Origin of the sequence: Hyphomonas sediminis (assembly GCF_019679475.1) — a bacterium.
GTDB lineage: Bacteria > Pseudomonadota > Alphaproteobacteria > Caulobacterales > Hyphomonadaceae > Hyphomonas > Hyphomonas sediminis.
Genome location: NZ_JAIEZP010000001.1, coordinates 1,052,694 through 1,069,754, shown reverse-complemented (window position 1 = coordinate 1,069,754; position 17,061 = coordinate 1,052,694). Strand labels below are relative to the sequence as shown.

Sequence of the window (17,061 nt, the reverse complement as noted above, 5' to 3'; positions counted from 1 at the left end):
AAAAGAAAAGCCCTCCCCGTTTCCGGAGAGGGCTTCTCAGATTCAGATGCCTCGTGGCTTTACGAGGCTTTCACGCCAGCAATCCAGCGATCGATCTTGGCGTTCAGCATTGCCAGCGGCAGCGCGCCGCCGCCCAGAACGGTGTCATGGAAGGCGCGGATGTCGAACTTGTCGCCAAGCTCAGCTTCTGCGCGGGCGCGCATCTGCTGGATTTCGATCATGCCGACTTTATAAGCGGTCGCCTGTCCGGGAATGACGATGTAGCGCTGCACTTCAGACCGAGCCTGCGCTTCAGTGATGGCCGAATTGTCGAGGAAATACTGCACGGCCTGGTCTTCGGTCCAGCCTTTGGAGTGAAGGCCGGTATCGACAACGAGACGGATGGCGCGCCAGATTTCGGAGCCGAGACGGCCGAAATCCGAATACGGATCGGTGTAGGTGCCTGGCATTTCCTTGGCGAGCTTTTCAGAATAAAGGCCCCAGCCTTCCGAATAGGCCGTGAAACCGGCTTGCGTGCGGAACTGCGGCACGCCGGTCAGCTCCTGGGCAATCGAGATCTGCATGTGGTGACCCGGAAGGCCTTCATGATAGGCGATCACTTCCAGCTCGCCCTTCGGCATGGCTTTCATGTCCGAGAGGTGAGCATAGTAGACGCCGGGGCGCGAACCGTCCGGCGTGCCCGGATAGTAATGCTGGGCGGCGCCAGGCTGCTCGCGGAAGGCTTCCACCCGCTTGACCACGAGATCCGCCTTTGGCAGCAGGCCAAAATATTCCGGCAACACTGCCTTGATCTTTTGAATGGCAGCAGTCGCGTCATCGATATAGGCCTGACGGCCTTCATCCGTATCGGGATAGTAGTGCTGTGGATTGCCCTTGTCGTCGCGGATGCTGGCGAAGAATTCGTTCAGCGTGCCCTCAAAGCCAACCTGGGCCTTAATGGCCTCCATCTCGCCATGGATGCGGTCAACTTCCGACAGGCCAAGATTGTGAATTTCGTCTGCTGTCATGTCCGTCGTCGTCATCTGCGACAGCATGAAATCATAATAGGCGCCGCCATTGGGCTGCGTGCTGAGTCCCTGCGGGCCGGAGACGTCAGGCGAATTGGCCGAATCTTCGGTCACGAAGGCGATGATTTCTTCATAAACGGGCTGGAAGTCATTCTTCAGCGCGGCTTCTGCGTCGGCGACCAGCTGGGCGGCCGTTTCAGGCGCTGTCTTGCCACCGTCGACAAGCTGCTGAACATCAGCTTTGAAATCCGCCAGGATCACGCTGTCAGGCCCATCCGTAAACGGAGCGCCGGTGATGATCTTGCGGGACTCTTCAGCAACGGCATCATAGGCAAATTTCGGCGCGTGAACGCCCTTGCCTGCCTTGTCCTTGGCCTGGCTCAAAAGCTCGCGCAGGAGACCGCCTGCCGCGGAAATCCGCTTCACATAGGCCGCGGCGTCGGCTTCTTCATCGACTGTGTGGAACTGCATCAGGAAGGTTGGCACGAAGGTGTGCGTCCCGCTCATCTGATTGAAGACCAGCCCGTTGTCCCGGTACTGAACCGCCTTTGCGGCCTGCTCATACTGGAACACCCAGAGATCGTAGGAATCCTTGTCGGCGGGCGAAAGCTGGTCGTAGTTGAAGGTGGCCTTCAGCTCATCGACAGCGGCCTTGGCCTTTGCCAGCTGCTCGTCCTGACAGGCGACCGTCACGCAATCGAGCTGGTCGTTCTTCTCCTTTCGGCCAAGGAAGGTGAGCTGGAATGGGCTTTCCTGCAGCTGTTCCTCGTATTTGGCGTCGAACCAGGCGTTCAGACTTTCGCTAAGCGCAGCCTGTTCTTCAGTTGTGAGTTCGGCCAAAGGGGCCTGTTTGGGGGTGTCTGGCGCACAGGCACCAAGCACAAAAGCAAGAGCAAGAGCCGAAACAGCACTGCGAAGCATGGGGAATCCTCCGGGGAATTTGCCGTAAAACGATATGAAGAGGTACCGCCCTGCGTCTCCCGCGTCAATTGGCAAGCGCCGCCACAGCCGCTAGGGAGGCTCATGACTGATATTCAACCCAAATCCGGCGCGAAGCGCCTTCGGCTTGGCACGCGCGGCTCCCCGCTGGCGCTGGCGCAGGCCCACCAGATCGCAGACGGCCTCCGCGCCGCGTCCGGCGGCATGCTGGACGCCGAGATCGTCACATTCACCACCACCGGCGACAAGCTGACGACCGAGCGGCTGATCAATTCCGGCGGCAAAGGCCTGTTCACGCGTGAGCTGGACGATGCTCTGACGCGCGGCGAGCTGGACCTGGCTGTGCACAGCCTGAAGGACGTGCCCACCGTGCTTCCACCGGGACAGTTCTTCGCGGCCTTCCCCGAACGGGAAGATCCGCGCGATGGCTTCCTCTCGCACACCGTCAAGTCGATCCAGGAACTGCCCGAGGGTGCCAAGCTCGGCACCGCGTCTTTGCGCCGGGAAGCGCAGGTGCTGTCGCTGCGCCCGGACCTGCAGGTCGTCACCTTCCGCGGCAATGTCGCCACCCGTATGCGCAAGCTGGAAGAAGGACTGGCCGACGCCACTTTCCTGGCGATGGCCGGCCTGACACGCCTTGGCATGGCAGATGTGGCAACGCCCGTTCCGCTGGAAGACATGCTGCCAGCAGCAGGGCAAGGCATCATCGGCGTGGTTGTCCGCGAAGATGCAGATCCGGATCTTTTGGACGCACTGAGCACGCTGAACCACGCCCAGAGCCGGGCGGCGGCAACTGCCGAACGCGCCTTCCTTGAGAAGCTCGACGGCAGCTGCCGCACGCCGATTGCCGCGCACCTTTTCGACAATGGCGATGAGTGGCGACTGGTGGGCGAAGTGCTGAGCCCCGGCGGCGCAGCACGCTGGCGCGGCGACGGGGTATGCAGCAAGGAGGCGAGCGAAGCGCAGCTTGTGCTGCTGGGCCGCGCCGTTGCCCAGGAAATCATCTTTGCGGCGAAGGAAGCCCTGCCGGTATTCGGGGACGAGCGGTGACCCCAATACCGGGCCGGGCGGTGATCGTTACACGCACGCAGCCTGGCGCGGACGAAACAGCCGCCCGCCTGAAAGCGCTTGGCTTCGCGCCGATTGTTTCCCCAATGCTACGCATTGTGCAGACGGGGCTCGCCCCTACCCTGCTCGATGGGGTGGCCGATATAGTGTTCACCAGCGCCAATGGCGTGCGCGCTTTCGCGCTGGCGGGCGCTTCTCCGGCAGAGCTGACAGCCTGGTGCGTTGGCCCGTCGACGGCAGAGGCGGCAAGGCAGGTCGGCTTTGGGCGCGTTGTGGAGGGCGATGGCGACGCAGAGGATCTGGCGCGGCTGATCGTGACAGCGCGATCCGAACTTCTCGGGCCGCTGCTGCACATTGCCAATGACGCCGCCGCCGGAAACCTGGTGGCCGGACTGAAGACTGCCGGGCTCGATGCCCGCTTTGCGGCGCCATATAATACCGAAGCGGCCCCAGCGCTGACGGAGGAAGCGCTGGCGGCGCTACACGCGCCCGTTTTCCTGCTAATTCACTCGGCGAAAGGCGCCGCGGCGATTGCCGCATCTGGTGCCGATCTCTGCTGCGCCGTGCTGATCGCCATTTCCGAAACGGCGGCGGCGCCCCTGACCGATATTCCCAAAGCGGGGCTGCACATTGCGGGACGCCCGAACGAGGACGCGCTAATGGAAGCGCTCAGCGCGGCGGCAGGCGCCTGACCGGCTCGCTTTGCCGCAGCTGCGGCTTGTGCCACACTCACGCCCAATATTTGAACCACCGACGGATACATGACTGACACCAACTTCCCCGGACAGGCCCCCAACGAGGAGCCGATCGACGCGCAGTTCGAACCGGCGCCCGAACCGCTGCCCGTCAAGCAGACCGCTGGCCAGCCCGGCTGGGGCGGCGTGGCCGTTGCCGCGCTCGCCGCCGCGCTAGTGGGAGCTGCCGGCGGAATATTCGGGCGGGACCTGATCCTGCCGGGGCAGTCTGCCGCGCTGAAACAGCAGATCGCTGACCTGGAAGCCCAGCAGGCCGAGTTCGAGCGGCGCATCACCGAAATGCCGGAAGCCTCCGATGAACTCTCAAGCCTTGTTGGCGAAGTGAGCAGCAATTCACGCAAGCTGAGCGAACTGCTCGCCAGCGGCGCGGGCATTCCGGCAGTGGAGAGCCTGACGGCGCGGATCGAGACGCTGGAGCGCGTCGACACCAAGGGCGCAACACCTGCCGAAGCACTACGCACCATCGCAGCGCTCGAGGCGCGCATCATGGACCTTGAAACCGCCGCCACGGCAGCCCCCGTTGCGACCGAAACCGCCCCTGCAAAGCCTACGCCGGAACCGGAAAAGGAAGACCGGCAGGCCGAAGCGGCCCTTGCCCTTTCCGCCATCGAGAGTGCAGCCCGCAAGGGCGCAGGCTTTGAAGCCGATTACCGCACCCTGCGCGCTGCCCTGCCCTCCAACCAGACCGTGCGCCGGCTGGCGCCCTATGTCAGCGGCGTGCCAACCATTGCCCGCCTGCAGGCAGACTTTACGCCGATGCGCGCCGCCGTGACCGCCGCCGCCAAGACAGACGCGGCCGCTGAACAGACTGAGAGCCAGCTTTCCTGGCTGAACCGCGCCTTCGGCGACGCAGTGACCGTGCGCCCGGCGCACAAGCGCGAAGACCCGGTCGCCACAGCTCTTGAGGCATCTTCCAAGGCGCTGGCGGCGGGAGACCTTTCTGCGAGCGTCAAGGCGCTGAACGGCCTGCAGGGCGAAGCGGGCCGCGCCACGCAGGACTGGACCCGCGAAGCGAACCGTCGCATCACGCTGGAGGCAGTGCTCGAGGATGTCAGGCTTAGCCTGATCGAGCCGGAGAACTAAAAACATGAGCCGGTTTTTCCTATTCATTTTCGTCCTTCTACTGATTTCCGTCGGCGCGGTGCTGGCCTGGTGGGCGTTCAGCCTTCCCGGTGAGGTGACCTTCCCCGTGGGGCAGGAGATCGTCTCTGTCCGGACGGGGGTGGCGGCCATCCTGCTGCTGGTCTTCGGCGGCCTGATTGCGCTGGTCTGGTGGCTGGCGACCGGTATTCTTGTGCTGCCCGGCCGCATTTCCAAGGCCCAGCGGGCGGCCCGCACGCGCAAGGCCAATGCGGCGCTGGCCGAAGGCCTTCTGGCGGCAGAAGGCGGGGATTCCAAAGCCGCGCTGCGCCTCGCCAAAAAAGCCATGCGCCATGCTGAGGACGAGCGCCTGAAACTGCTGCTGGAAGCGCGCGCCGCCGAGGCCAATGATGACTGGGCCGGCGCCGAGCGCGCCTGGAGCCTGCTGACGCGCCTGCCAGGCGGGCAGCTGGCCGGCCTGCGTGGATCGGCAACAGCCGCGTCCGAGCGCGGCGACCAGCTCACCGCCGAAGCGCGTTCGCGCGAAGCATTGGAGCTGCGCTCCGATGCGGACTGGCCGTTCAACTCCCTGTTCGACCTGCAGGTTTCCAAAGGCGACTGGGACAAGGCGCTGGAAACCCTGGCGATGGGCGAGAAGCGCGGGCTGGTGGAAGGCGTGAGCCTGAAGCGCCGCCGCGCCGTGCTGCACACAGCGCGCGCGATCGCCCTGCCGGTGACGGAGAAGCCTGCCGCGCAGAAATCCCTCGCCGATGCCATTCGCTCGGCACCCGACTTTCCGCCGGCTGCCTATCACGGCGCCCGCTTCCTGATGATGGATGGCAAGGCGAAAGCCGCCCAGGGCGTGCTCGAGCTTGGCTGGAAAGTACGCCCACACCCGGCCCTCGCCCAGCTTTCCCGCCGTCTTGTGCCGCAGGACAGCCGCGAGAACATCGCCGCGCGCCTGAAGGCACTGGTCGATGCCAATCCCGGTCACCGCGAAAGCCGCATACTTTCGGCAGAGCTGCTGATGGACACCGCCGACTGGGTGGAAGCGATCAAGACACTGGCCCTATTGGTGGAAGAAAACCCGACTGCCCGCCTCTGCCTGCTGATGGAGCGCGCCCTGAAAGGCTATGGCGACATGGGCGAGGCGCAGCGTTGGGGCCGGATGGCGGTTTCCGCCTCGCGCGAGGCGGACTGGTCCGATATCGACCCCAAGGGCGCCGCGTTCGACTTTGACCGGCAGGGCTGGGCCCGGCTTGTCTACGCCTTTGGTGATGTCGGCGAGCTGATCCACCCGCGCTATGAAAGCTATGGCCGGGAACTGGAAGCAGGCCGCGTGCTGGCCCTGCCCCACCAGCCCGACGACGGCCCGGAAAGCCCGCCCAAGCCCCCGCAGCGCCCGCTGACGCAGCCGCTGGACTACGCCCCGGACGACGACTGAACTTAGAGGCAAAACCGGCTTGCATGGGCCGGGCCCTGCCAGTATATGCGGGGCCTGCCCGAAACGGCACGCCGCTTTAGCTCAGCTGGTAGAGCACATCATTCGTAATGATGGGGTCAGGTGTTCAAGTCACCTAAGCGGCACCATTTCCCTCATTCCCGGTTCAATGCAGCAGCGCACGCTGGCGCCTCAGAGCCGGAATTGGCCCTCAATGACGGTTACCGCGCGACCGACCAACTTCACCCGGTCGCCTTCCAACTTCACATCAATTTGCGCGCCCCGGCCAGGATAGGCCTGCCAGCAGCTTGCCTCCGGCAGGCCGAAATGCGTTCCCAGGATGCGCGACAGCATCGTGTGCCAGCTGCCTGTGGCTGGGTCTTCATCGATGCCGGAGCCGGGCGCGAAAAAGCGGCTGGTGGCATGCAGGCCGGGCTCTCCGCCCAGCGCAAAGCAGCCGAAATTGCCCCGGTCCCAACCATCGCCATCCGCGCCCAGAACCTTGAGCGCGCGCACATCCGGTGTCAGGCCGCGAACGATTTCAGCACTCTCGAACCGGGCCGCGTAGAACATGCCGCCCCAGGCTTCGAGCGGACGGGCGCCGAGCGCAGCGGCAATTTCGTCCGTTACCGGAACAGGCCGGATGGGAGCCGACGGAAAATCCATTTCCAGCCGGCCATCCTCCAGGCGCCGCACACTGAGGCGGCCGGACTTCACCGTATCGAAATGAATGACATCGCCGCTAAAGCCGCCCGCATCGAACAGCACATGGGCCGAGGCCAGCGTGGCGTGGCCGCAGAGGGGAACTTCAACCGCGGGCGTGAACCAGCGCAGCGCCCAGACACCCTCCGCCTTCGGAACAAGGTAGGCGGTTTCGGCAACGTTGTTTTCTGCAGCGATCCTCAGGAGCTCATCATCTGCCAGGAACGCCTCCATCGGCATGACGCACGCCTGGTTGCCCTCAAACGGGCGAGAGGCAAAGGCATCAACCTGATAGAATGGGTAGACGGGCATGAACTGGGCTCCTGAAAATGAGCCCAATGTCTTGCACGCGGCGCAACGCCCGTAAAATGAAGATTTCTGAGGGATCGTTAAGCGGGACTATTCATCCGCCTTCAGCACCCAGCCATGATTGACCGGATGATGGCCACTCCCGAAGCCCTGGGCATTCCGGATGGCGCCTTCAAGATACGCGCGCGCGCGCTCGATCGCCTCTGGCAGGCTGACGCCGAAGGCGAGCAGCGCCGCCGTGGCGGACGCCAGCGTGCAGCCCGTGCCGTGAGTTGCCTGCGTATCGATGCGCGGGCCTTCGAAGATCCACTCACCTGTCGTCGTCTGCAGCACATCATGGATGACCCGGCCGGGAATGTGTCCGCCTTTGACCAGCGCGCCATTGGCGCCCAGCTCCAGAAGGCGCTCAGCAGCGCGGCGCTGGCCATCGAGATTTTCCACGGCCTTGCCCGTCAGGACTTCCGCCTCCGGAGCGTTCGGCGTGACGAGGCGCGCACGCGGCACAAGTTCCGACCGGATCGCCCCAACGGCCTTGTCATCCACCAGCCGGTGGCCGGAGGTGGAAATCATCACAGGATCAATCACCCGGGCCATTCCAAAGGCATGCTCGGAAAGCGTCTCGGCGACCGCCTCGACCAGCGGCGCCGTTCCCAGCATTCCAGTCTTGATTGCGTCCGCGCCAAGGTCCGACAGGACGGCCTTCATCTGGTCGGTCACCGCATTTTCAGGCACCGGCCAGACGCCCTGCACGCCGAGCGTATTCTGCACCGTGATGGCGGTTACCGCCGTCATGGCGAAACCACCCATCATGGTAACAGCTTTGATATCGGCCTGAATGCCTGCCCCGCCCCCGGAATCGGAGCCGGCAATGATCAGCACCCGGCCGCGCGGGCCTTCTGCCTCTGCCATGGCGGCCTCAGACCTTGATGCCGGCCTTCTTCGCGTCGGCGAGGAAGATCTCCAGCCCCTTGTCCGTCAGCGGATGGTTCACAAGGCTGCGGATCACGGAAGGCGGCGCGGTCATCACGTCGGCCCCGGCCAGCGCCGAGAGCTTCACATGGTTGGGGCTGCGGATCGACGCCGCGAGGATTTCCGTCTCGAACATGTAGTTGTCGTAGATCTGGCGGATTTCCTGGATGAGCTCCATGCCGTCGAGATGGATATCGTCGAGACGGCCGATGAAAGGCGAAATAAACGCTGCCCCCGCCTTCGCGGCCAGCAAGGCCTGGTTGGCCGAGAAGCACAGCGTGACGTTGACCGGAATGCCTTCATCCGCGAGCGTGCGGCAGGCTTTGAGACCGTCCCAGGTCAGCGGCAGTTTGACCGCAACATTCTCGGCGATCTTTGCCAGCGTCTTGCCTTCCTTGATCATGCCGTCTGCGTCAGTGGCGACCACTTCGGCGCTAACCGGCCCATCCGTCAGAGAGCAGATTTCTGCAATCACTTCAGCGAAGGGGCGGCCGGATTTGGCGATCAGGGACGGGTTGGTCGTTACGCCATCGATCAGACCGGTTGCGGCGAGGTCTGCAATGTCTTTGGTGTCTGCGGTATCAACGAAGAATTTCATTTGTGTCTTTCCAGATAAGAATGACGTCGGGATCAGTTCGCCGGACGGCCGATGGAAGTGTAAGCAAAGCCACGTTTGACCATGTCTTCCGGGCTGTAGATGTTACGCAGATCGACAACCACATTACCCTTCATCGCCGTCTTGATCCGGCCAAGGTCGAGCGCGCGGAACTGGTCCCACTCGGTGATAATGACCATGGCATCGGCGCCGTCCACAGCCTTGTAGGCGCTTTCGGCGTAGGTGATGTCCTTGATAAGGTGCGCTGCTTCCTTCATCGCTTCAGGATCAAACGCAACGACCCTGGCGCCGGCCTCAGTAAGAGCCGGCAGAATGTCGAGCGACGGCGCATCGCGCATATCGTCCGTATTCTGTTTGAAGGCGAGACCGAGAACGCCGATGGTCTTGCCCTTCACGTCCCCGCCCATCGCGGCGATGACCTTGTTAGCCATGGCCTTCTTGCGGCTGGAGTTGACTTCGATGACAGTATCCACAATCCGCATCGGGCTTTCATACTCATTGGCCGTCTTGGTAAGCGCGAGCGTGTCTTTCGGGAAGCAGGACCCCCCATAGCCGGGGCCGGCATTCAGGAACTTGGCGCCGATGCGGCCATCAAGACCGATGCCGCGCGACACTTCCTGAACATTCGCGCCAACTTTTTCGCAAAGGTCGGCAATCTCGTTGATGAAGGTGATCTTCACGGCGAGGAAGGCATTGGCCGCGTACTTGATCAGTTCCGAGGTCCGGCGAGATGTGAAAAGGATCGGTGTCTCATTCAGGAACAGCGGACGGTAAAGTTCCGTCATCACTTCACGGGCGCGCTCATTGTCTGTACCGACGACCACGCGGTCGGGAAGTTTGAAATCCTTGATGGCTGCGCCTTCGCGCAGGAATTCCGGGTTCGAAACAACGGCGAATTCGCCATCGGGCCGGGTCTTGCGAATGATTTCTTCGACTTCATCGCCCGTGCCAACCGGGACGGTCGACTTGGTAACGATGACGGTGAAGCCGTCCATAAGCTGGGCAATTTCTTCAGCGGCGCCGTAGACATAGGAAAGGTCAGCGTGCCCATCTCCGCGACGGGAAGGCGTGCCAACTGCGATGAAAACGGCATCAGCGCCCTTGATGGCTTCTGCCGGATCGGTCGTGAAGAACAGGCGTTCCTCTTTCACGTTGCTGGCGACCAGCGTGTCGAGGCCGGGCTCGAAGATCGGCATGATGCCATTCTTCAGCTTCTCGATCTTGGTTGCGTCCTTGTCGACGCAGGTAACGGTATGGCCGAAATCGGCAAAACAGGCTCCGGAAACGAGGCCTACATAGCCCGTACCGATAATCGCGACACGCATGGGATTCCCTCAATACTCTTGAAGCGAGGCAGACCATGGCGGGGTGCATTTTTTAGGCCACAGAATCAAGAGAAGATTGCCGCAAAGGGTTCCCCGGCTTGACGCAGCGCCTCTGGCGGGAAAGGATCAAAGCAAGAACGAGGGAGCCTGCGATGAGCCTGATCTTTTATACCAACCCTATGTCGCGCGGTCGGATCATCCGCTGGATGCTGGAGGAGACAGGCGCGGCCTATGAAACACGCTTCCTGCGCTATGGGGAGGAGATGTCCAGCCCGGCCTATACTGCGGTCAATCCCATGCAAAAGGTGCCCGCCATTGTGCACAATGGCCGGGTGGTTACCGAATGCGGCGCCATCTGCCTTTACCTGGCCGACGCTTTTCCGGAAGCCGGCCTAGCCCCTCCTCCGATGGAGCGGGCAGACTATTATCGCTGGATGATGTTTGCGGCCGGTCCATGGGAGCAGGCCAATGTGAACGCCGCACTCGGCGTTTCAGTTTCAGCCGAACAATCGCGCATGGCCGGATATGGCACATTCGAGCGCGCGCTCGACGTGCTGCTCAGCACGGTGCCTGATTCGGGTTATCTGCTGGGTGACAGGTTTTCGGCAGCCGACGTGTATGTCGGCTCCCATATCGGCTGGGCCATTCAGTTCGGCTCAGTCCCCTCGTCGCCGAGGATCGAGGCGTATCTGGGGCGGATACAGTCACGCCCCGCCGCGCGGCGAGGCGTGGAACTGGATGATGCGGCCATTCCGGAATACGGCCCTCAAAGCTGAGGGCCGCAGACGGCCTCAGATTTCCTGATTGTAGGCGCCGACTTCGGTGTGCTTGCCCAGACGCGGCTTCACTTCCTTGTGGAAGAGGTCCCGCATGTCGGCGTCCGACGCCATGGATTCGACCACGACAACGAGTTCCGGCTTGTTGGAGGAAGCGCGCACCAGCACCCAGGAGCCGTCTTCGAGCGTGACGCGGGCGCCGTTGACGGTGTTCACCTCAACAACCTTCCGCCCAAGGATTTCCTTGCCGTTCATGCCTTCATATTCGGCGACCATCCGGTCCACGACGTCATACTTCACTTCATCGCCGCAATGGGCGGCCATGGTCAGCGAGGTGTAGGCAACGCCCAGTTCGCCCTTCAGGTCCGCCATCGTCTTGCCGGGGTTGCGGTCCAGCATTTCCAGCACGGCTTTGGCGGCAATCAGGCCATCATCATAGCCAAGGCCGATCGGCGGACGGAAGAAGAAGTGGCCGGACTTTTCAAAGCCCGCCAGCGCGCCGAGCTCGGTCGTGCGGCGTTTGATGTAGGAGTGGCCGGTCTTGTAATAGTCAACCGTGGCGCCATTCGCCTTGAGCACGGGATCGGTCTTGTAAAGCCCCGTCGATTTCACATCGACGACGAATTTGGCGTTCGGATAGTGTTTGGAAAGGTCGCGCGCCAGCATCAGGCCGATTTTGTCGGCAAAGATTTCCTCGCCGGTATTGTCCACCACGCCGCAACGGTCGCCGTCGCCATCAAAGCCGAGCACGACATCGGCGCCATGTTCCTTGGCTGCCAGAGACATCTCGTGCAGCATTTCGTGGTCTTCCGGGTTCGGATTGTATTTCGGGAAGGTCATGTCGAGATTGCAATCCATCTCGATCACTTCGGCGCCGAGGCCGCGCAGCACGTCACCGGCGAAGGCGCCGGCCGTTCCGTTGCCGCAAGCAGCCACAACCTTCAGCTTACGCGACAGCTTGGAATCGCCAACGATGGCCTTGATGTATTTCTCGCGGATGCCGTCAACGCGGGTGTGCTTGCCGCCTTCGCGCGTCACGAACCTGCCGTTCATGACGATCTCTTTCAGGCGGCCCATTTCTTCCGGGCCGAAGGTCAGCGGGCGGTTGGCGCCCATCTTTACGCCGGTCCAGCCATTCTCGTTATGCGAAGCCGTCACCATGGCGCAGCAGGCCGCGTCAAGTTCGAACTGGCTCCAGTAAACCATCGGCGAGAGGGCCAGGCCGATATCGAGCACTTCGCAGCCACCAGCGACGAGACCAAGGGTCAGCGCATTCTTGATCGGCTGGCTGATCGAGCGGAAATCATGGCCGGTCACCACGGTCGGCTTCACGCCAAGTTCGTGAAACAGGGTCGCCATGCCGAGACCAAGGGCCTGCACGCCCGTCAGGTTCAGCTCGGGCGCTTTCGCGTGGCCGATGCCATTGAACCACCAGCGCGCGTCGTATTCCCGGAAACCGGTCGGCTTCACCAGCGGCAGAATCTCGAATTCGAGCGTGTTGGGGGCAATATTGGCGAGCGGTTTCGGCAGCATCTGTGTCTCCGTGAAACAGTTTGGGGCGCGCCTTGCGGAGCACGCTTCTCTTGAGGCGAGTTAGTGCAGTTTTCGCGCCACAGGGGAAGACCGCCCGAACCGAGCCCGGTTTCAGGAGCGGCGTTACCGCCCATTTGTGTCAGATATTAGCCCGCAGAAAGGATGCGATCCAGGCGGCCAGGAATTGCCGGTCGCCGCCGTCGCCCAGCGAGGCGACTGCCGCGTCGGCTATCCCCTCCTCCAGCGTCGCGCCGCGGCGGGCCGAATAAAGCGCAGCAGAAAATTCGGGCTCGAACTCAGGGTGGCACTGGAAGCTGAGCGCCGGAAAACCGGCATAGCTCAACCCTGCAAACTCGGTGAAATCGGAACAGGCAATCGTCTGCGCGCCCGGCGGGCGCAGGACCACCTGATCCTGATGGCTGACGGCAATGCTCATTTCCGGCGGCGCGGCGCCTTCCCAGCCCGGGGTTCCGGCGACGGCGTAGGTGTGGCGGCCAATGCCCCAGCCTTTGGGAGACTTCACAACCTTTCCGCCCAGCGCTTCGGCCATGATCTGATGCCCGAAGCAGATGCCAACCTGCGGAGTTTTCGCCGTGCCTGCCTGGCGGATGAACTCCATCAGAGGCGCAATCCAGGGTTCGTTATCGTAAACGCCTGCCGGCGAGCCGGTATAGAGCAACGCGCCCGCCCCTGCCGGGTCGGGCAGTGGCTCGCCCTTCACGATGGAAACAGTCTCAAACTCGAAGCCGGCATCGACGGAAGCAAACATCTGCCGGAACATTTCCGGATAGCTCGGGAACCGGTCCCGGATCGCGGGGGGCGCCAACCCGGTTTCGACAATTGTCAGCTTCATTATTCTGCAGGCTCCGCCACCTGATCGGACTCAATGGGTTCAGGCTCCACGAGGAAGCCACCGGACTGGCGCGCCCAAAGCTCAGCATAAAGGCCGCCGGCCGCCACCAGTTCGTCATGCGTGCCCTGCTCCACGATCACGCCCTTGTCGAGCACGATCAGACGGTCCATCGCCGCGATGGTGGACAGGCGATGGGCAATCGCGATCACGGTCTTGCCTTCCATCAGGCGGAAAAGATTGTCCTGGATCGCCGCTTCGACTTCGGAATCGAGCGCCGAGGTCGCCTCGTCCAGGATGAGGATCGGCGCGTCTTTCAGGAAGATGCGCGCAATCGCGATCCGCTGCCGCTGGCCGCCGGAAAGCTTCACGCCGCGCTCACCGACATGCGCGTTCAGGCCGCTGCGGCCTTTGGAGTCTTCAAGGCTGTCGATGAAGGGCAAGGATTCGGCCTTGCCTGCCGCGATGCGGATCTCCTCATCGCTCGACTCAGGCCGCCCGTAAGCGATGTTCTCGCGGATGGAGCGGTGCAGCAGCGACGTATCCTGCGTCACCATGCCGATCTGCGCACGCAGGGAATCCTGCGTGACCGTTGCAATGTCGTGCCCATCGATCAGGATGCGGCCACTCTCGGCATCGTAGAAGCGCAGCAGCAGGCTGGTCAGGGTCGTCTTGCCCGCACCCGAGCGCCCGACGAGGCCGATCTTCTCGCCCGGCCGGATCTTGAGGTCGAGCTTCTCGATGACGCCTGCGCCCTTGCCATAATGGAAGGTTACGCCATCGAAGGCGACCTCCCCGGCAACCCGCGACAGAATTTCCGCACCCGGCGCATCGGAAACCGCCACCGGCTTCTGCAGCATCGACATGCCGTCATAGACGACACCGATATTTTCGAAGAGGCCGGCAACTTCCCACATGATCCATTGCGACATGGATTTTATGCGCAGCGTGAGGCCGACTGCCGCCGCCACGGCGCCCGCGCCCACCAGATTGCCCATCCAGAGATAGATGCCACCCGCCGCCACCAGGAACACCAGCAGCGAGTTGTTGAGATAGACGATGACGTTGAGGCTCGTGACCATCCGCATCTGGCGATACACGGTCTCCAGGAAGCCGTGCATCGAGCCCTTGGCGTATTCTTCCTCGCGCCCGGAGTGGGCGAACAGCTTCACTGTCTGGATGTTGGTGTAGGAATCGACGATCCGGCCCGTCATGATCGAACGGGCGTCGGCCTGCGCCTCGGCGATCTTGCCCAGGCGGGGCACGAACCAGCGCATGATGAAACCGTAAACCACCGCCCACAGAATGAACGGCGCCATCAGCCAGGGATCCGCCGAGGCGACGAGCACCAGCGCTGAAATGAAATACACTGCCACGAAGACGAAAACGTCGAGTACTTTCATGACGACTTCGCGGACCGACAGCGCCGTCTGCATCACCTTGGTGGCAACCCGGCCGGCAAACTCGTTGCCGAAGAAACCCATGGACTGCCCCAGCATCTGACGGTGCATCCGCCAGCGCGCGCTCATTGGCACGTTGCCCATCAGGCCCTGATAGACGATCAGCCCCTGCACCAAAGTCGCCAGCGGCAGGCCCACCAGCAACACTGCGCCCATCAGCATCAGCGTGCCGCTTTCGCGTTGCAGGAAGCCTTCCCGGTCTGCTGAGGCGAGCCAGTCGACAATGCCGCCCAGGAAACCGAACAGCGCTACTTCCCCGGCCGCAATCAGCGCCGTGAACATCGACATAAGGATCAGCCACGGGGCAGCGGGCCGGATATAATACCAGATAAAGGGCCAGAAGCCCCTGGGCGGCGCTTCCTGAGACGTCTCCGGAAACGGTTCGATACGGCGTTCAAAGAACTGGAACATGGCCCGCCCCATTTGGAGAGGCGCGCTGGAAAGAACAAGCTCCGGCTGTCAATTAAAGCCTAGGGCGCCGCCGGCATTTCGGCAGGCACCTGCGCGGCAACCCACCCCTTCACCTGCATGTCCAGAACATCCATCGGCACCGCGCCCTGCCCCAGCACGACATCATGGAAAGCGCGGATGTTGAACGCGTCTCCCAGCGCGGCTTCGGCTTCCGCCCGCAGCGCCCGGATTTTCAGCTCACCGATCTTGTAGGCCGTCGCCTGCCCCGGCCAGCCGATATAGCGGGTCACCTCGGTCTGGATGTTCAGCGGAGCAAGTGCGGTGTTTTCCTTGAAACACGCCTCAGCCTTTTCGCGCGTCCAGCCATACCAGTGCAGGCCTGTATCCGCGACCAGCCGGCAAGCCCGCCACATCTCCATCGAGAGCGCGCCGAACTGCTCATACGGCGCCTGCATCAGCCCGGCTTCGCTGGCGAGGTATTCAGCATAAAGGCCCCAGCCTTCGCCAAAGGAGGTCGCGTAATAATTCTGCCGGAACCAGGGCTGGCCCGCCATTTCCTGTGCGAGCGCGATCTGCAGGTGGTGGCCCGGCACGGCCTCATGCGCCGACAGGGCCGGCAGTTCGTAGAGTGGCCGCTGGTCCAGCGCAAAGGTGTTGACGAGATAGGCAGCCGTCCGCCCCTCGGAGGGGTCGCCCGACATATACCGCCCGGACGTATACCCCGGCGCAATCGAGGCGGGCACCGGCTCGACCGTGTAGCCAAGGCGCGGCAGGTGGTTGAAATAATCCGGCAGGATCGCGTCCAACCGGGCTGAAATCTCCCGCGCTGCCGCCATCAGCTCTGCGTCGCTCTGGGCATAGAATTGCGGATCGGTCCGCAGGAACACCAGGAAGTCGGCGAAGCTGCCTTCAAAGCCGGTATCGGCGATGATCGCCTCCATGGCCGCGCGAATGCGGGCGACCTCCTCCAGGCCAATCGCGTGGATCTGCTCGGCCGAATAGCCCGCCCCGGCGGTGTGGGCTTCGATCAGCGAGGCGTAGACCTTCCGGCCATCTTTCAGCGAAGCGATGCCGGCACCCTTGCGCGCTGCCGGCACATAAGTCCCGTCAATGAACTCAAGTGTTTCGCGGTAGGCCGTCATGGCGCGACCCGCAGCTTCGAGCCCGGCCGCCTGAAGCCTTAATCTGGACTCTGGGTCGATACTGTCCGGCATTTCCAGGAAAGGCCGGTAAAGCTCACTCTGCGCCACATCATCGACCACCTGCGCCGCGATCTGCGCCCGCATGGTGCCCAGCGGATCTGCATGCGCCGTCCAGCCGGTGGCGATGCCGCGCATCATGTTCTCGCGGTTCTGGGCAAAATATCGGGGCACGTCGTTCAGGCGCGCGATCCAGGCTTCTGCCTCTTCCACGGTGCGAATGCGCAGGCGCATGGCCGCAAACAGCGGCTCGGCCTGGAACCCCCAGTCTCCGGTGAAGGGAATGCGGGCCGAATCAAAGCGGAAATCATTGATTTCGTCATTCAGCAGGCGCGTCAGGATGGCCTTGTCGACTTTTCGCTCAGTTTCTGCTGCCTCGACTTTGGCCAGCAGCGTCCGGGCCGCCCCGGCGCGGACGGCGATCGTTTCCGGCGCCACATCCCGCCAGTGCCGCGGCTCCAGATCGGCGCTATGTGCGGCCTGATCGGGGTCTGACTGGCGCACATGCGCCTCATATTCGATGACCAGCGCGTCCAGCGGATCGGGCGTTTGCGCAAGGGCAAGGGCAGGCACCGCGAATAGCAGGAGCGCGAAAATAGCTGGTCTCATATTGTCGCTCCT

Annotated in this window: 14 protein-coding genes and 1 tRNA gene; 6 read left to right on the top strand and 9 right to left on the bottom strand. The window is 62.9% G+C overall.

What is annotated here, in order from left to right:
• Positions 1-59 precede the first annotated feature (59 nt).
• Positions 60-1,928: a DUF885 domain-containing protein gene (locus K1X12_RS05475; RefSeq protein ID WP_220986616.1), complete on the bottom strand. Its 1,869-nt coding sequence runs from the start codon at positions 1,926-1,928 to the stop codon at positions 60-62.
• Positions 1,929-2,030: 102 nt separating this feature from the next.
• Here K1X12_RS05475 and hemC point away from each other — a divergent pair, with 102 nt between their 5' ends.
• From hemC to K1X12_RS05450, 5 genes are all read left to right on the top strand, one after another.
• On the top strand, positions 2,031-2,996 hold the full coding sequence (gene hemC / locus K1X12_RS05470; protein ID WP_220986615.1) for a hydroxymethylbilane synthase: 966 nt from the start codon (positions 2,031-2,033) through the stop codon (positions 2,994-2,996).
• A complete protein-coding gene (locus tag K1X12_RS05465; RefSeq protein WP_220986614.1) occupies positions 2,993-3,706 on the top strand; it encodes a uroporphyrinogen-III synthase in 714 nt (237 codons plus the stop codon). The genes hemC and K1X12_RS05465 overlap by 4 nt, the downstream gene beginning before the upstream one ends.
• 69 nt (positions 3,707-3,775) lie before the next feature.
• Positions 3,776-4,852, top strand: a complete 1,077-nt coding sequence (locus tag K1X12_RS05460; RefSeq protein ID WP_220986613.1) for a COG4223 family protein — start codon at positions 3,776-3,778, stop codon at positions 4,850-4,852.
• 4 nt (positions 4,853-4,856) lie between these two features.
• Positions 4,857-6,293 (top strand): heme biosynthesis protein HemY, encoded by a 1,437-nt coding sequence (locus tag K1X12_RS05455; protein WP_220986612.1) that lies wholly within the window; start codon positions 4,857-4,859, stop codon positions 6,291-6,293.
• A 70-nt stretch (positions 6,294-6,363) separates the two neighbouring features.
• Positions 6,364-6,439 (top strand) — tRNA-Thr (locus K1X12_RS05450).
• A 43-nt stretch (positions 6,440-6,482) separates the two neighbouring features.
• Here the strand turns inward: K1X12_RS05450 and K1X12_RS05445 are convergent.
• From K1X12_RS05445 to K1X12_RS05430, 4 genes are all read right to left on the bottom strand, one after another.
• Complete coding sequence (locus K1X12_RS05445; RefSeq protein WP_220986611.1) at positions 6,483-7,304, bottom strand: PhzF family phenazine biosynthesis protein; 822 nt, start codon at positions 7,302-7,304, stop codon at positions 6,483-6,485.
• Positions 7,305-7,391: 87 nt separating this feature from the next.
• Positions 7,392-8,210, bottom strand: coding sequence for a bifunctional hydroxymethylpyrimidine kinase/phosphomethylpyrimidine kinase (gene thiD / locus K1X12_RS05440; protein WP_220986610.1), 819 nt, complete (start codon positions 8,208-8,210; stop codon positions 7,392-7,394).
• 7 nt (positions 8,211-8,217) lie between these two features.
• Positions 8,218-8,868 carry a fructose-6-phosphate aldolase gene (gene fsa / locus K1X12_RS05435; protein WP_220986609.1) on the bottom strand — a complete coding sequence of 217 codons (651 nt, stop codon included), beginning with the start codon at positions 8,866-8,868 and terminating at the stop codon, positions 8,218-8,220.
• A gap of 32 nt (positions 8,869-8,900) precedes the next feature.
• A complete protein-coding gene (locus tag K1X12_RS05430) occupies positions 8,901-10,211 on the bottom strand; it encodes a UDP-glucose dehydrogenase family protein (protein WP_220986608.1) in 1,311 nt (436 codons plus the stop codon).
• Between the two features lie 152 nt (positions 10,212-10,363).
• Here K1X12_RS05430 and K1X12_RS05425 point away from each other — a divergent pair, with 152 nt between their 5' ends.
• Positions 10,364-10,987 (top strand): glutathione S-transferase family protein, encoded by a 624-nt coding sequence (locus K1X12_RS05425; protein ID WP_220986607.1) that lies wholly within the window; start codon positions 10,364-10,366, stop codon positions 10,985-10,987.
• 15 nt (positions 10,988-11,002) lie between these two features.
• Here the strand turns inward: K1X12_RS05425 and K1X12_RS05420 are convergent, their stop codons facing one another.
• The 4 genes from K1X12_RS05420 to K1X12_RS05405 form a co-directional block, all read right to left on the bottom strand.
• Entirely contained in the window at positions 11,003-12,520 is a 1,518-nt protein-coding gene (locus K1X12_RS05420) for a phosphomannomutase/phosphoglucomutase (protein ID WP_220986606.1), read from the bottom strand.
• Between the two features lie 139 nt (positions 12,521-12,659).
• A complete protein-coding gene (locus K1X12_RS05415; RefSeq protein ID WP_220986605.1) occupies positions 12,660-13,373 on the bottom strand; it encodes a glutamine amidotransferase-related protein in 714 nt (237 codons plus the stop codon).
• Positions 13,373-15,241: an ABC transporter ATP-binding protein gene (locus K1X12_RS05410; protein WP_220986604.1), complete on the bottom strand. Its 1,869-nt coding sequence runs from the start codon at positions 15,239-15,241 to the stop codon at positions 13,373-13,375. Before K1X12_RS05410 ends, K1X12_RS05415 begins: the two co-directional genes overlap by 1 nt.
• Positions 15,242-15,300: 59 nt before the next feature.
• Positions 15,301-17,049: a DUF885 domain-containing protein gene (locus K1X12_RS05405; RefSeq protein WP_225907884.1), complete on the bottom strand. Its 1,749-nt coding sequence runs from the start codon at positions 17,047-17,049 to the stop codon at positions 15,301-15,303.
• Between the last annotated feature and the right edge of the window lie 12 nt (positions 17,050-17,061).

What these genes read in the sequence shown, in the direction of transcription:
- K1X12_RS05475 (WP_220986616.1), bottom strand. Translation starts at nt 1,928, where the DNA reads ATGCTTCGCAGTGCTGTTTCGGCTCTTGCTCTTGCTTTTGTGCTTGGT.
- hemC (WP_220986615.1), top strand. Translation starts at nt 2,031, where the DNA reads ATGACTGATATTCAACCCAAATCCGGCGCGAAGCGCCTTCGGCTTGGC.
- K1X12_RS05460 (WP_220986613.1), top strand. Translation starts at nt 3,776, where the DNA reads ATGACTGACACCAACTTCCCCGGACAGGCCCCCAACGAGGAGCCGATC.
- K1X12_RS05455 (WP_220986612.1), top strand. Translation starts at nt 4,857, where the DNA reads ATGAGCCGGTTTTTCCTATTCATTTTCGTCCTTCTACTGATTTCCGTC.
- K1X12_RS05445 (WP_220986611.1), bottom strand. Translation starts at nt 7,304, where the DNA reads ATGCCCGTCTACCCATTCTATCAGGTTGATGCCTTTGCCTCTCGCCCG.
- thiD (WP_220986610.1), bottom strand. Translation starts at nt 8,210, where the DNA reads ATGGCAGAGGCAGAAGGCCCGCGCGGCCGGGTGCTGATCATTGCCGGC.
- fsa (WP_220986609.1), bottom strand. Translation starts at nt 8,868, where the DNA reads ATGAAATTCTTCGTTGATACCGCAGACACCAAAGACATTGCAGACCTC.
- K1X12_RS05430 (WP_220986608.1), bottom strand. Translation starts at nt 10,211, where the DNA reads ATGCGTGTCGCGATTATCGGTACGGGCTATGTAGGCCTCGTTTCCGGA.
- K1X12_RS05425 (WP_220986607.1), top strand. Translation starts at nt 10,364, where the DNA reads ATGAGCCTGATCTTTTATACCAACCCTATGTCGCGCGGTCGGATCATC.
- K1X12_RS05420 (WP_220986606.1), bottom strand. Translation starts at nt 12,520, where the DNA reads ATGCTGCCGAAACCGCTCGCCAATATTGCCCCCAACACGCTCGAATTC.
- K1X12_RS05415 (WP_220986605.1), bottom strand. Translation starts at nt 13,373, where the DNA reads ATGAAGCTGACAATTGTCGAAACCGGGTTGGCGCCCCCCGCGATCCGG.
- K1X12_RS05410 (WP_220986604.1), bottom strand. Translation starts at nt 15,241, where the DNA reads ATGTTCCAGTTCTTTGAACGCCGTATCGAACCGTTTCCGGAGACGTCT.
- K1X12_RS05405 (WP_225907884.1), bottom strand. Translation starts at nt 17,049, where the DNA reads ATGAGACCAGCTATTTTCGCGCTCCTGCTATTCGCGGTGCCTGCCCTT.